This is a genomic window from Aquirufa novilacunae (genome assembly GCF_045310505.1).
GTDB lineage: Bacteria > Bacteroidota > Bacteroidia > Cytophagales > Spirosomataceae > Aquirufa > Aquirufa novilacunae.
Window position 1 is genome coordinate 427,648 of record NZ_JBEWZG010000002.1, and the last position, 14,245, is coordinate 441,892.

A 14,245-nucleotide genomic window follows, 5' to 3' on the forward strand; every position below is an offset into this window, starting at 1 on the left:
TTCGTATTTATTCTCTGTAAATTAATAATTATTTTCCAAAAACCTGTTTTAACTTTGCATCGTGAAACGCATCGTCGCTATTTTACTGTTCTTAGCTATGCAGGTTCCCTTGATGAATCAATGGGGTGCCGTGGCATACTACCGCATTAATCGCGACTATATTGCTGAAAATCTTTGTGTGAACCGCGATAAACCGATGTTGAACTGTAATGGTCAATGTTATTTAGCGAAGAAACTCAAAGCAGCAGAAGAGAAGGAGCAGAAATCGAATTCGGAGCGTTTAGAAAAAATGCCCGAAGTTGTATTAAGCTTTCAAGCGATTCAACCGGTCTTTACAGCGCGTTTCACCTCTTCGGAACTAGTTGAAAACCATTTTTCTACACAGGAATTCTTTCCTAACGCAGCCGCTAAAGGCTTTTTCCACCCACCCCAGGTTTAATTAATTTTCTTGGACTATTTACCTACGATCTTCATCGCGGGCATTACTCATTTTAATTAATTATTCATGAAAAAGTTATTTCTATTAGCAAGCATTGCGGCTGTATTTTCAGCCTGCTCCACTGAATCACTAGAGCCTATCGGCGCGACGGATAAAAACAATATTACCTTAGAATTTGAAAATCGCGTAGCGGCTCAGTCTTTGATCTTAAACGATACGAAGTATACGAATACTTCTGGTGAGGATTTTACCATCACGACATTGAATTATTTTATCTCAAATGTGGCTTTTAAAAAGACGGATGGCACGGTAGTGAAGATGCCTGATCAGTATTTTTTAGTTCGTCAGGCGGATAAAACGTCTTTGATGCCGGTTATTAAAGACGTGCCTGCTGCTGATTATACAGAGATGACTTTCACGGTCGGCGTAGATAGTGTGAAAAGTATATCTGCGGTAGATCAAAGAACTGGTGTTTTAGATATCGCCTCTTATGGAACGGATAACATGTATTGGTCTTGGAATTCGGGTTATATTTTCTTTAAAATGGAAGGAATTTCATCCGTTGCCCCTACAAATGCAGCTGGGTTGAAAAAATACCAATATCACGTAGGAGGATTTGGGGGAAGAACGGCCGTGACGGCAAATAATTTGCGTACGGTGACCATGAGTTTACCTGCTGTGGCTGCTGTTCGTAAAAGTAAGTCGCCTACAATTCATTTAATCGCGGATATTTCCAAAGTTTTCTCCGGTGTTTCCCCTCTGAAAATTGCGAATGGAGCTGTGGTCATGTCTCCAGCGGCAGCTGGCCCTATTGCGAATAATTATGTGAAAGTATTCACGGTAGATCATATCCATTAAGATGCGGAAACTACTCCTTTTGCCTTTTTTGATTTTGGCTTGTTCGGCGCCTGAGAAGGAGCCTGAGCCAGTTGCGCCTGTAGCGGAAGGGCTCTTTAATCCACCTGCTAATTTTCCTGCTCCTGCCTATGCCTTAGCTGGAAATCCAGTAACAGCGGATGGTTTTGAGTTAGGGAAGGCCTTGTTTAATGAACCTATGTTATCTCGGGATAATTCGATTGCCTGTGCAGAATGCCATAACCAAAGTTATGCTTTCACGCACCATGGCCACGATGTGAGTCACGGGGTAGACAATCGGGTGGGAACACGGAATGCGCAACCTATCCAAAATATGGCTTGGCAAAAGGAGTTTTTCTGGGATGGCGGTGTGGGCGATTTGGACTTATTTTCCGTCGCCCCCATCGAAAATCCGTTAGAAATGGATGAAAATTTAGGAAATGTTTTGACGAAACTTCGGTCGAGTTCTAAGTACCCCGCCTTATTTAAAAAGGCCTACGGTTCTACGGAGATTACGTCTCAGAAATTTCTAAAAGCCTTATCCCAGTTTATGATTTCACTCGTTTCAGCGAACTCCCGCTACGATAAATTTATCCGAAAAGAGGTGGGTATATTAACGGCAGACGAACAGGAGGGTTTAAACCTTTTTAAGCAGAAATGTAGTTCTTGTCATGCGGGGGATTTGTTTACCGACCAAAGCTACCGCAATAATGGGTTGAATATACAGGGCTCTAAAGACGAGGGACGTTTTCGAATTACAGAGAATCCGAGTGATCGATATAAGTTCAAAGTACCTAGTTTGCGCAATGTGGAAATGACAGCACCTTACATGCATGATGGCCGGTTCTATACCTTAGATGAAGTGCTGCGTCATTATACTACGGGTGTTCAGCAAAGTCAAAATGTCGACCCTTTAGTTAAGGATGGGATTGCCTTGTCCGAGGATGAACAAGCGAAAATAGTGGCTTTCTTAAAAACATTGACTGATCGAGAATTTCTAACTAATCCGAAATTTGTGGGGAATTGATATGAAAAAAATAGTCTTATTGATTCTTTTCGCTTTTCCTTCCGTTGGTTGTGACCTTTGTGGTTGCGCAAATAGCAATTCCTTTTTAGGGCTGATGCCTGCCTCTAACCGGGGTTTTATAGGGGTTCGTTACCGACAACAATCTTTTGAATCTCACCTAAACAGCCCGGTTTTGAAGACGCGGGAATCGTTTCAAAGTACTGAAGTTTGGGGACGTTTTTATCCCATCAACAAGGTGCAAGTGATGGCGATTTTACCCTATTCGACGCACACCCAAAATCAAATCGCGCAACAAAATACGGTACAAATAGCTGGGCTTTCAGATCCCACGTTATTTGTTCACTATAACCTCTTAAACACCTTATTGGATTCCACCATGCACGAGGTGAATCAATCTCTATTGGTGGGAATGGGAGTGAAGCCACCACTTGGAAAATTTCGCTATGAAGAAGCCAATCCATCTCAAGTGGCTAATGCTAATTTCCAATTAGGAACTGGTAGTACGGACGTATTGTGGAATGCACTCTATAATGTCCGTTATAATGAATGGGGTGTGAATGCAGATGCCCAATTTCGTTTACCAGGAAAAAATCCGGATTCCTACCGTTTTGGGGCCCGTTCTAGTTTAGCAAGCACCTTTTTCTATGCCTATGGTCGTGGGCATAAAGTAACGTTAATGCCCTATGTAAGTAGCACACTTGAATATGCGGCAAAGGACGTTCGGTCTGGACTTGTTCAAGAAAATACAGGTGGATCAGTTCACTGGCTTGGAATCGGTTTAGAAGCTTTTTCGAAGCGATTTGTGATGGGAGCAAATTATGCTAAACCCGCGACTCAACATCTTTCTGGAGGGGAGCTAAAAGCCATCGATAGATTTTCAATTCATTTCAGCTATTTGTTATAAGTCCCTTCTTATCTTTATGGCGATGAGAAAAATCACGCTGTTCTGGGCACTTTGTTTCGTCGCTTTCTACACGAATGCGCAGCAAATCTCCTTTCAGCAAATCACGAATCTCCCCGTCACTGGTTTGAAAAATCCTTGGGCAGGCGGATTTAATTCGGTGCAGTTTTTCCCTATGGATTTAGATGGAGACACGCGTGAGGACTTGGTGGTTTTCGATCGCAGCGCTCAGCATGTGAAGACATTTTTGCGAAATGCATCTGGCGGATTTGCATATGCGCCTGAATTTCAGACGCGTTTCCCGTTGATTGAAAACTGGATGAATCTGGTGGACTATGATGGAGATGGGGATAAAGATCTTTATACCTCGAGCTCTGGAGGAATTCAAGTGTACCCTAATCTGAATAATAACTTCCCCAAATCCCTAGGGAACTTGAAAGCGACAGGCTTAAATGGTCTGCTGAATATTTATGTCAATGCTACGGATATTCCGGCGATTACAGATGTGGATGGTGATGGGGATATGGATGTGTTAGCCTTCGAACCGGCTGGGCACTACATTAGTTTTTATGAAAACACGGGTGATCTGAAGTTCAATACGAAGGCCTTGAATTGGGGGAATTTCTATTTGAATGATTGTGACGATATTACTTTTGGGCTTGTCCCGGAATCTGTTTTAAGCACGCAATCTACTTCGGCGGTGCAACATTTGGGGAATACCTTAGCGCTTTGGGATCCAGATAAAAATGGAGTTTCTGACCTGATTATCGGTCATGTGGGCTGTCCTACCTTTCTTTATATGCGAAATTTAGGCACGCGTGCGAAACCCTTGTTCCGCTCCGTGGAGACGAATTTTCCCGCAGGTGCGCCGCATTTCGTTTCATCGCTGGCGAGTGCTTCGCCCTTGGATTTGGATGGGGATGGAGCGTTGGATGTAATTACCTCGTCGAATTTACCAGATGTGAATACTTCCTTAACTACGGCTTCTTATTATCGGTCGGAGAATGGCCAGCTAGTCCTAAAAACCAAAGCATTTCTCCAAGAAGAGATGATCGATGTGGGGGATTTTGCCTCACCCGTTTTCTATGATGTGGAAGGTGATGGCGATCTGGATTTATTGATTGGGAGCAATACGGTCACTTTATATGAGAACGCGAATGGGACGCTGACTTTGAAATCACGTGATTTTCTACCTATTTCCGGAGCCGCTTCGATTCAATTACAGGCTTTGAATGGCCGCTTGATGCTATATTATTCCGTGGGATCGTTGAGTAAATACCGGGAATATGTGTCTGGCCTGTTAGGTGAAGAGAAAGCCTTGCCAGTGGTCACATTGCGCGAAACGCCTCGACTGTTTGATGTAAATCAGGATGGTTCACTGGAGCTCGTGGTGTTAGATTATTTAGGCGGGACTCGGGTGTATGATTGGTCGGATTTGTCCAAATCATATCAGCGTTTAGAAACCCTCTTTAGAGGTATCGCGTATGCGGATATCACGGGGGACGGGAATTTTGAGCAGATTGCCTTAGACGCATCCGGGAATTTATACGTTTCTGGTTTGGGTTTAGAGGTGTCGCGTTTACCGTTTAATTTTGGCCAAAACGCCTCCGTAACTACCGCCGATTTCAATAAAGACGGCAAGATGGATATCGTCATCGGTTTAGCCTCAGGAGGAGTTCAATTACTGCAAAACACGAGCGAAATTAGCATTCCTTCCGAGGAATTGTATGTTTGGCCTAATCCAGCTACTTCGCTGGTTAATATCCGCGTGAAATCAGCTGGAAATCTTCAATGGTTCGATTTATCCGGTCGTGCCTTAGGGTCTACTTTTGCCGTGACGGCGGGTGAAACGCTGCGGATACCGGCACCGCTACCAGGTGCGGGAAGCTATATTTTGCACTACCAGACGGCAACGGGATCCGTGTCCCAAAAGGTGCTGATGCTGCCTTAAATGAAACAATTATCGCCTTTTTAGTGTTTAGCCAAAATGAAACAAACTCTCCTACTTCTCCTATTCTCCTTTTCTGTTTTTGCCCAAAACTCAGGTCGAATTTCCGGAAAGATTGTCGATCAGCTAACCCAAAAGCCCATTTCTGGTGTTTCAGTTACGCTAGATGGTTCTACCAAAGGAGTAAATGCCGATGAAAAGGGAGCCTTCCGATTAACGGGTTTGGCCCTAAAAACATACAACATTTCGTTCTCAGCAGTCGGATATGAGAAGTACACCGCCTTCAACGTTATCATCAACGCGGGTAATGAGAATTACTTGAACATCGAATTAGTCCCATCGAACCAGGAATTAACCGAGGTCGTGGTGACCCAAAACCGCCGCACCGCTAAAGCCGCAACCCTCGAATCGCCACTCAGCGTTCAACGTTTGACGGCGGAAGAAATTAAAAGTAATCCAGGTGGAAATTTCGACGTCAGCAAAGTGATCCAAACCCTACCCGGTGTAGGCGGAGGCCCACAAGGCGGCGGCTTCAGAAACGATATTATCATCCGTGGGGGAGGCCCGAATGAAAACGTCTACTACTTGGATGGCATCGAAATTCCTGTTCTCAATCACTTCCAAACCCAAGGATCCAGCGGAGGCCCGCAAGGCATTCTGAATGTGTCCTTTATTGAAGACGTTAAGTTGAGTTCCTCTGCTTTCGATGCGCGTTACGATAATGCCTTGAGCTCTGTTTTCCAGTTCAAGCAACGCACAGGAAATCCCAATAAATTCCAAGGAAATGCCCGCTTAAGTGCTACGGAGTTCGCTTTAACGACAGAAGGCCCACTTTCGAAATCAGGCAAAACCACCTTCCTAGCTTCGGTTCGCCGCTCGTATTTGCAATTTTTATTCCAGGCATTAGACATACCTATTCGTCCAAATTTCTGGGATGCGCAGTTTAAAATCACGAAGCAAATCAACTCGACCACGACCCTTTCGATGATGGGATTGGGGGCGATTGATGACTTCTCTTTTGGGACACTTAAAAAAGCCACGCCGGAGAAATTATACATCTATAATTCGAATCCGTTGATTAATCAGTGGAATTATACGCTCGGGTTGTCGTTAAAGAAATTAGTGGATAATGGCTATGTGAATATCGCGCTATCTCGAAACGTGTTTGACAATAATTTCCTTCGTTATGAGGACAATTTGAAAAAGGATCCAGCGCAATTGAACTTCGATTATTCGTCGCGTGAAACCGAAAATAAGTTGCGTCTGGATGTGAATAAAAACACGAATGGCTGGAAGATAAATTACGGTCTATCCACTCAATTCGTGGAATATGCAAACAGCACGTACCAGGTTTTATTTAATTCATCCCCTAGCCCGGCGGTTCGTCTAGCTAATCCGATTACTACTTTTGCCTACACGAGTCCATTTAATTCGATGTGGAAATACGGTGCTTTTGCTCAGGTTTCGAAGACGTTTTTGGACTCCAAATTAGGTTTAAGTGCCGGCCTTCGCACCGACATGAACAGCTTTACGGACACGGGAATGGATCCTTTGGAAACGCTTTCACCTCGCGTTTCTTTGAGTTATGTGCTTTCGGATAAACTAACCGCCAATGCTTCGGTGGGGCGCTATTTCAAGCTAGCGCCTTATACCATTTTGGGTTATGCATCGTCCGCATTCCCTTATCCGACTTATTCAAGTTTTGCCCCAGTTTCGCCTGTACTAGTTAATCAAGACGCGAAATACCAACAAAGTGATCACTATGTTGCCGGTTTAGAATACTTGCAGGATGAATCCTTGCGATTCACTTTGGAAGGTTTTGTAAAGGAATATGCGAACGTACCGATCTCGAATCGCAATGGGATCTCATTAGCGAATTTAGGAGGGGATTTCAACATTCTCGGAAATGAGGATGTGACCACGACAGGTAAAGGTCGCGCGTATGGTTTGGAATTTTTCGCTCAAAAGAAACTAACCGACAAATTCTTTGGCATCCTATCCTATACCTATTACCGCAGTATGTACAGCGGATTTGATGATAAGCTGATTGCCTCTAGCTGGGATAACCAACACCTGTTAAGTATCACCTGGGGGTATAAATTCCCGCGCAACTGGGAACTCGGACTTCGTTTCCGATACCAAGGCGGCGCACCTTATTCGCCCTATGATGAGACAACTTCCAAAGCGACTTACCTAACCTTAGGCCAAGGTACCTTCGATTATTCTCGTTTGAATTCGCAACGCCTACCTAATTTCCATTCGAGTGACGTGCGTATCGATAAGAAGTACAACTTAAAGAAAACGACCATCGATCTTTTCCTAGATGTGACGAACTGGTACATCGCCGTGAACCCTGGAATTCCGACCTATACATTTAAGCGCGTAGAGGATAATTCAGGCTTCGCCACCACAGATGGTTTGCCTATTATGAAAAATGGTGCGAACGCCATTCCAACCCAATTATTGAATGATCGGGCACAAGTTACGCCGACGATTGGATTTATTGTGGAGTTTTAAAGGTTTTTAGCGCTTTGCTTTCAGTGCTTTTGCGAAGGCTAAGGCATGGGGGCCGTCACCGTGGATACACCAGGTGTCGGCCTTTATTTTTTCTACCTGATCTAGGACATCCTGAATTTCGGTAAAGCAAGCACCCGGCTGGCTTCGCGGAGTTAAAGTTCCGTCGCTTTCATATCTGCGATCTGCGAAAGCTTCTTCTGCTGTTTTTAAGCCTTCGGCTTTTCCTGCGGAAATGGAATGACTATTTTTTAGGCCAAATAAAATCAAGCTAGTATCGACATCCTTCACCGCTTTCGCGATGGCTTTGGCCACTTCAGGATTTTTAGCTGAAGTGTTGTAAAGCGCCCCATGTGGTTTCACGTGGTTTAAATTCCCTCCTGCGGTTTTTACAATTTGATTTAGTATTTCGATCTGCTTTTTCACCAGCAAATAGATCTCTTCTGGGCTCATTTCAATCTCCTTTCTCCCAAAATTCTCTCGATCCAAGTAGGAGGGATGAGCCCCTATTTTTACCCCATTTCGAATACACAAAGCCACCGTTTCGCGCATAGTAAAAGCATCACCCGCATGAAATCCACAGGCAATGTTTGCCTCATCGATGTAGGGCATGAGTTCGGCATCGTTTCCGATTCCTTCGCCAAGGTCGCAGTTAAGAGTCATAGTAGTCGCTGCTTCGCAGCTTAGTCGTCCTTCGGACTTAGTCACGACTGCGTCGTTTAGTCGTCCTTCGGACTTAGTCGTGACTTCGTCACTAGAGTCGTCCTTCGGCTTAGTCGCTATTATCAATTTACTGTTACAATAATAGCTAAAAATCGTGTAATCTTGATGAACTATGAGAATATACCACTTTGAAGAAATTGAGGCATGGAAAAAATCACAGCTTATCGCTGTTCGAATTTATACGTTACTTCAAGCAAATGTAGATTTTGGGTTTAAAAACCAGATACAGCGAGCGGCAATTTCTATTTCAAATAACATTGCAGAGGGATTTGAAAGAGGATCAGATGCTGATTTTCGAAGGTTTTTATTTATCTCTTTAGGTTCTTGTAGTGAAGTAAAGTCGATGATCTATATAGCTCATCATTTACATTATTTGACTTACGAAGATTCTATTCAAATGAGAAAGGACTTGACCGAAATTTCCAGAATGATTAAGGGTTTTATTCGAATTCTAGATAAAAGTGGATATCGACTGAATTGACAAAGTCACGAAGTCACGAATAAATCGCGTAGCGATGACTAAGTCCGAAGGGCGACTGTCGCTTAACGATGTAAAAAAAGCTCACCCGACTTGCGAATGAGCTTTTGATATATTGACCAAGCTGCGAAGCAGCGACTAAATCGCGAAGCGATGACTAAGACGAAGTCGACTAGGTGACGAAGTCACGACTAAGTCACGCAGCGACTACTCCTCGATAAAAGGATAATTCTCTTCGACATACACATCTTTGTAGGCCTCTGATTTATCTGGGAATGGAGATGTTTCAGCAAAGTCCACTGATTCTTGAACTTGAACCTTGATTTTTGCATCGATCTCGTCTAATTCTGCTTGAGTTAAGATGTTGTGCTCTAAAATCGTAGCTTTTACTTGCTCGATTGGATCACGGTCTTTGTACGCCTCAACCTCTTCTTTTGAACGGTATTTTTGGGGATCGGACATCGAGTGACCTCTGTAACGGTACGTTCTGAATTCTAGGAAGGTAGGACCTTCACCTGCACGAGCACGAGCTGCTGCACGTGAAACTGCCTCATGAACCGCTTCTACATTCATCGCATCTACAGGCTCTGAAGGCATATCGTATGCTTCACCAATTTTGTATAATTCAGTCACGTTAGACGTACGAGCTACCGAAGTACCCATCGCGTAACCGTTATTTTCTACTACGAAAATAGCAGGTAATTTCCATGTCATCGCCATGTTAAATGCCTCGTGTAAAGCACCTTGACGAGTTGCACCATCACCAAAATACGTGATAGAAACGTTACCCGTTTTCTTGTATTTCTCGGCGAAGGCAAGGCCAGCTCCCATTGGGATTTGGGCCCCTACGATACCATGACCTCCTACGAAACCTACTTCTTTATCGAAGATGTGCATAGAGCCACCTTTTCCTTTTGAAGCACCAGTAATTTTACCGTATAATTCCGCCATAATTGCGTTAGGAGATGTTCCTAATGCTAATGGGATACCGTGGTCACGGTAAGCGGTGATGTATTTATCGCCTTCAATTAAGGCTGATCTTGATCCAGAAGAACAAGCTTCTTGTCCGATATATAAGTGACAAAAGCCTTTTATTTTTTGCATTCCGTACAACTGACCGCATTTCTCTTCGAATTTGCGTTGTAATTGCATGGATTCGTACCAATACTTGTAAGTCTCTTTAGAATACTTGGGCGCGTCTGCGTTTTTCTTTGCCATCTTCTTGATAGAATATTTTTAAAGCGGTAAACCGGTTTAATTCCGGGTCTAATCCCTGCAAAATTAGTACAAAATCTTTATTTTTACACGCTTTTAATCGCATTCCTACATCCATGCATCTCAAATCTCTTCAGGTGAATCAGTTTAAATCCTATGAGGAGGCTAGATTTAGCTTTATTTCAGAGATTAATTGTATCGTGGGGGAGAATGGGATTGGGAAGACGAACCTGCTGGATGCGATTCACTTTCTGTCCATGACGAAAAGTTCGCGCGGGATTTCGGATCAGCTTTGCGTGAAGCACTCCCAGGATTTCTTTCGAGTTCAAGGAGATTTTGTCGATACTCAGGACCGGGAAACGCAGATTACTTGTGTTTTTCAGAAGGGGGCCAAAAAGCAATTTCTCCGCGACGACAAACCTTATCCCCGCCTAGCAGACCACATTGGCCACTTCCCCGTTGTTTTGATGGATCCCCATGACACGGACTTAGTGCGCGAAGGCAGTGAAGAGCGCCGCCGTTTCTTTGACGGGATGATGTCACAGCTCGACCGCAATTTCTTAGATCAATTACTGCGCTATAACCGAATCGTTCAGCAACGCAATGTGCTTTTGAAGCAATTCGCAGAACGCGGCCAGGTCGATCGCCTGCATTTGGACAGTTACCATGCCCCCCTAGTTGAACTTGGAGAATCCCTCGCAAAATCCCGCCGGGAATTTTTAGAGGTCTTTTTGCCTAGTTTTAAATTTCATTATGCCAAACTCTCCGACGACCGCGAGGACGTCGATATTCAGCTCGAATCTACCTTCGAAGCTGGGGGCTTTGACGCGGCGCTTCGCGCCGCGGAACCGCTGGATTTGTCCGCACAGCGGACATCCATCGGAATTCATCGAGATGAATTTGATTTTAAAATCAATGACTACTCCTTGCGTAAATTTGGCTCCCAAGGCCAGCAAAAATCTTTCGTCGTCGCACTCAAACTAGCCCAATTCGACTCCCTCGTCGCCGCCAAGCCCCGCAAACCACTCTTACTCCTCGACGACATCTTCGACAAACTCGACGATCGCCGCATACAGCGTTTGGTCCAAATGATGGCAGAAGAACACTTCGGCCAAGTCTTCATCACGGATGCTCGTCCGGAGAGGACGAAAAAGTTGCTGAAGGATTTGAAGGGGGAGATACATTATATCACTTTGTAGTCGCGGCGATGACTAGGACGCAGTCATGACTAAATCGCGAAGCGATGACTAAGCCGAAGTCGACTAAGTCACGAAGTGACGACTAAGTCCGCAGGACGACGAAGCGACAAAGTCGCGACTTATTTCCTATATTTACCGAAACCTATTATCAACCTATGATCTCGATTTTTGCCCAGGCCGAAAAGCACCTGGAAAAAACAGCCATTATTTCAGATGGTGTTGAATATAAATACTCCAAGTTATTAGATGCCTCTATGGCGTTTGCCTGTACACTTTTAGATGGCAAAAATGACTTAAATGAAGCCCGCGTCGCTTACATGGTGAACCCTGGTTTTGATTATGTGCGGGTGCAGTGGGGAATTTGGCGGGCCGGTGGTGTGGCCGTTCCCTTGTGTTTGACGTATCCACTGCCTTCCTTGCGCTACACGATTGAGAATTCAGGCTCGAGCATTGTGGTCGTTTCCCCTGAATTCGAAGACATTTTGAAGCCTTTGTGCGATGAGCTCGGAATACGCATTCTGACCACTGATGACTCTCGACTAGCTACTAGTGACTTTCGACTCCCGACTTTCCCCGCTTCCCGCCGCGCCATGATGCTTTATACTTCAGGCACGACGAATTTGCCCAAAGGGGTGGTCTCCACTCACGCGAATTTGAATGCCCAAATTTCGACTTTGATCGATGCCTGGCGCTGGAGTTCTGCGGATTATTCGATTTGCATTTTGCCCCTACACCATATCCACGGGGTGATTAATATCGTTTCTTGCTCGCTTTGGGCGGGGGCGACCTGCCAGTTTTTGCCGAGCTTTTCGGCGGAGGCTTTGTTCGATATTTTCAAAGAGGGCAAGTTGAATGTGTTCATGGCTGTGCCTACGATTTATTATAAGTTGATTACGTATTGGGAATCTTTGGCAGAGGCAGACCAAAAAGAGATGACTAGGATTATGTCCAAATTCAGACTCATGATTTCCGGTTCTGCTGCGCTTCCCGTTTCGGTGATGGAGCGCTGGAAAACGATTAGCGAGCATAGTCTTTTGGAGCGTTACGGGATGACTGAAATCGGGATGGCACTCAGCAATCCTTACGATGGTCCTCGCGTGCCTGGCCATGTGGGATATCCACTTCCGGGTGTCCAAGTGCGTTTAGCGGATGAGCAAGATAACGTCATTCCGGGTACGGAAATAGGGGAGATTCAGGTCAAAGGAGCGAACGTCTTCTCAGAATACTGGCAAAAACCAGAATCCACTGCGGAGTCTTTTACGAAGGATGGTTTCTTCAAAACAGGGGACATCGCGACGATGGACGAGCTGGGCGGTTACCGGATTTTGGGCCGCAACTCCGTCGACATCATCAAGTCAGGGGGCTATAAAATTTCTGCTTTGGAAATCGAAGAAGTCCTTCGCACCTACCCAGGAATCGATGATTGCTGCGTCGTAGGAGTAGAAAATGACGAATGGGGCGAACTCGTAAGCGCCGCCATCGTATGCAAAGATGACTTCGACACGAAAGCATTGAATGCCTGGATGCGCGAACAAATGCCTGCCTATAAAACCCCACGTGCTTACCATCGTTTGGCAGAATTGCCTCGAAACGCCATGGGAAAAGTGACGAAAAAAGACGTTGTTAACCTAATCAAAAACTAATATGCTGTTACGCGGAGTTGCCTTATTAGCTGCCTGTTTCGTTGCAGGCCAAATCCTAGGAGAAACCCTCGGTCGTCTCTTGGGAATCCAAGCAAACGTAGGAGGCGTCGGTTTTGCGATGCTTTTCCTGATTTTATCTCAAAACGAGCTCGAAAAACGCGGCCTCTTCCACCTCGAAATGGGCGAAGGAATTACCTTTTGGTCTAAAATGTACATTCCCATCATCGTGGCCATGTCCTCCGTCCAAAACGTTCGCGTCGCCTTCTCTAACGGCCTACTCGCCCTTTTGGCAGGCATCATTCCCGTCATCGCCTGCCTCGCCTTGATGCCTTTATTGTCTAAACTAGCGCCCAAAGACTAATGGAATACATCATCACCTTTCTCGACAAAAACGGCCTAGTCTTCGCCTTCCTCGTTACAGGAATCATCATGTATTTCTCCGAAGGCATCTCCAAAACCCTCACCCGCGGCAAAATCCCCGGCTCCGCCATCTCCATCTTCATGGGTTTGGTTTTAGCTTATTTCGCCGGCCTTGAAACCCTGGGCAAAAAAGGCATTGCCGACATTCCCGGATTCTCCGGTTTTGACCAAATGGGCGGCCCCGTTTTCCGCGACTTCGCCATCGTCTCGACTGCGATGGGTGCTAGCTTTGCCATCATCAAGAAAACAGGTCCCATCGGAGTTTTATCCCTATTTCTAGGTGTCATCATCTCCTTTTTATCTGGTGTAATCATAGCCTATGCCCTAGGAATCACGGATGCCGAAAGCCTCACCACCATCGGCGCCGGTGCCTGCACCTTCGTCGTAGGCCCAGTAACGGGAACTGCCCTAGGCGCAAGCTCAGATATCATCGCGATAAGTATCGCAGCTGGAGTCGTAAAATCCATATTAGTAACCATCGGAACCCCTTTAATTGCCCCCTACATTGGCTTGAAAACACCTCAATCGGCGATGATTTTTGGCGGATTAATGGGAACTACCAGCGGTACCGCTGCAGGTCTCGCTGCCACAAATCCTAAACTCGTTCCTTACGGAGCAATGACCGCTACGTTTTACACGGGGCTGGGTTGCTTACTATGTCCTTCGGTGCTTTATTTCATCATGCGCGCAATTATTTAAAAGCACAAAGCATAAAGCACAAAGAATAAAGATGGATTCCCCTGCGGGGATTAGTATGAGTTATTTCTCCTGTAGACAAGCCGGTCAAATCAAATTTTTTTCAAACTTTATTCTTTGTGCTTTTTGCTTTGCTCTTTGGAGCTGCGCAGCAGCGACTCTTGACAAATTCTGTCAATACCTGAAA

General features: G+C 45.2%; 13 protein-coding genes. 11 read left to right on the forward strand and 2 right to left on the reverse strand.

The genetic code is table 11. The features are described from left to right. The first annotated feature begins 61 nt into the window (after positions 1–61). From V7S74_RS07150 to V7S74_RS07175, 6 genes are all read left to right on the forward strand, one after another. Positions 62–439, forward strand: coding sequence for a hypothetical protein (locus V7S74_RS07150; RefSeq protein WP_406778090.1), 378 nt, complete (start codon positions 62–64; stop codon positions 437–439). A 66-nt stretch (positions 440–505) separates the two neighbouring features. After that, on the forward strand, positions 506–1,297 hold the full coding sequence (locus V7S74_RS07155; protein ID WP_406778091.1) for an MbnP family protein: 792 nt from the start codon (positions 506–508) through the stop codon (positions 1,295–1,297). Between the two features lies 1 nt (position 1,298). Next, complete coding sequence (locus V7S74_RS07160; RefSeq protein ID WP_406778092.1) at positions 1,299–2,321, forward strand: cytochrome-c peroxidase; 1,023 nt, start codon at positions 1,299–1,301, stop codon at positions 2,319–2,321. Position 2,322: 1 nt separating this feature from the next. Further along, the gene (locus tag V7S74_RS07165; protein WP_406778093.1) at positions 2,323–3,225 is read left to right on the forward strand and encodes a hypothetical protein; all 903 of its coding nucleotides are present in this window, start codon (positions 2,323–2,325) and stop codon (positions 3,223–3,225) included. Between the two features lie 22 nt (positions 3,226–3,247). Continuing rightward, positions 3,248–5,173, forward strand: coding sequence for a T9SS type A sorting domain-containing protein (locus V7S74_RS07170; RefSeq protein WP_406778094.1), 1,926 nt, complete (start codon positions 3,248–3,250; stop codon positions 5,171–5,173). 36 nt (positions 5,174–5,209) lie between these two features. Further along, complete coding sequence (locus V7S74_RS07175; RefSeq protein WP_406778095.1) at positions 5,210–7,687, forward strand: TonB-dependent receptor; 2,478 nt, start codon at positions 5,210–5,212, stop codon at positions 7,685–7,687. A 6-nt stretch (positions 7,688–7,693) separates the two neighbouring features. Here the strand turns inward: V7S74_RS07175 and V7S74_RS07180 are convergent, their stop codons facing one another. After that, positions 7,694–8,347: a 5-oxoprolinase subunit PxpA gene (locus V7S74_RS07180; protein ID WP_406778096.1), complete on the reverse strand. Its 654-nt coding sequence runs from the start codon at positions 8,345–8,347 to the stop codon at positions 7,694–7,696. A 172-nt stretch (positions 8,348–8,519) separates the two neighbouring features. Here V7S74_RS07180 and V7S74_RS07185 point away from each other — a divergent pair, with 172 nt between their 5' ends. After that, complete coding sequence (locus V7S74_RS07185; protein ID WP_406778097.1) at positions 8,520–8,888, forward strand: four helix bundle protein; 369 nt, start codon at positions 8,520–8,522, stop codon at positions 8,886–8,888. Between the two features lie 204 nt (positions 8,889–9,092). Here V7S74_RS07185 and pdhA read toward each other — a convergent pair whose 3' ends face one another. Next, positions 9,093–10,103 (reverse strand): pyruvate dehydrogenase (acetyl-transferring) E1 component subunit alpha, encoded by a 1,011-nt coding sequence (gene pdhA, locus V7S74_RS07190; RefSeq protein WP_406778098.1) that lies wholly within the window; start codon positions 10,101–10,103, stop codon positions 9,093–9,095. Positions 10,104–10,216: 113 nt separating this feature from the next. Between pdhA and recF the strand changes: the two genes are divergently transcribed. The 4 genes from recF (at position 10,217) to madM (ending at position 14,061) form a co-directional block, all read left to right on the forward strand. Beyond that, a complete protein-coding gene (recF, locus tag V7S74_RS07195; RefSeq protein ID WP_406778099.1) occupies positions 10,217–11,299 on the forward strand; it encodes a DNA replication/repair protein RecF in 1,083 nt (360 codons plus the stop codon). Positions 11,300–11,454: 155 nt separating this feature from the next. Further along, positions 11,455–12,942 carry an acyl-CoA synthetase gene (locus V7S74_RS07200; RefSeq protein WP_406778100.1) on the forward strand — a complete coding sequence of 496 codons (1,488 nt, stop codon included), beginning with the start codon at positions 11,455–11,457 and terminating at the stop codon, positions 12,940–12,942. 1 nt (position 12,943) lies between these two features. Further along, a complete protein-coding gene (madL, locus tag V7S74_RS07205) occupies positions 12,944–13,303 on the forward strand; it encodes a malonate transporter subunit MadL (protein ID WP_406778101.1) in 360 nt (119 codons plus the stop codon). Then, positions 13,303–14,061: a malonate transporter subunit MadM gene (madM, locus tag V7S74_RS07210; protein WP_406778102.1), complete on the forward strand. Its 759-nt coding sequence runs from the start codon at positions 13,303–13,305 to the stop codon at positions 14,059–14,061. Before madL ends, madM begins: the two co-directional genes overlap by 1 nt. Positions 14,062–14,245 lie beyond the last annotated feature (184 nt).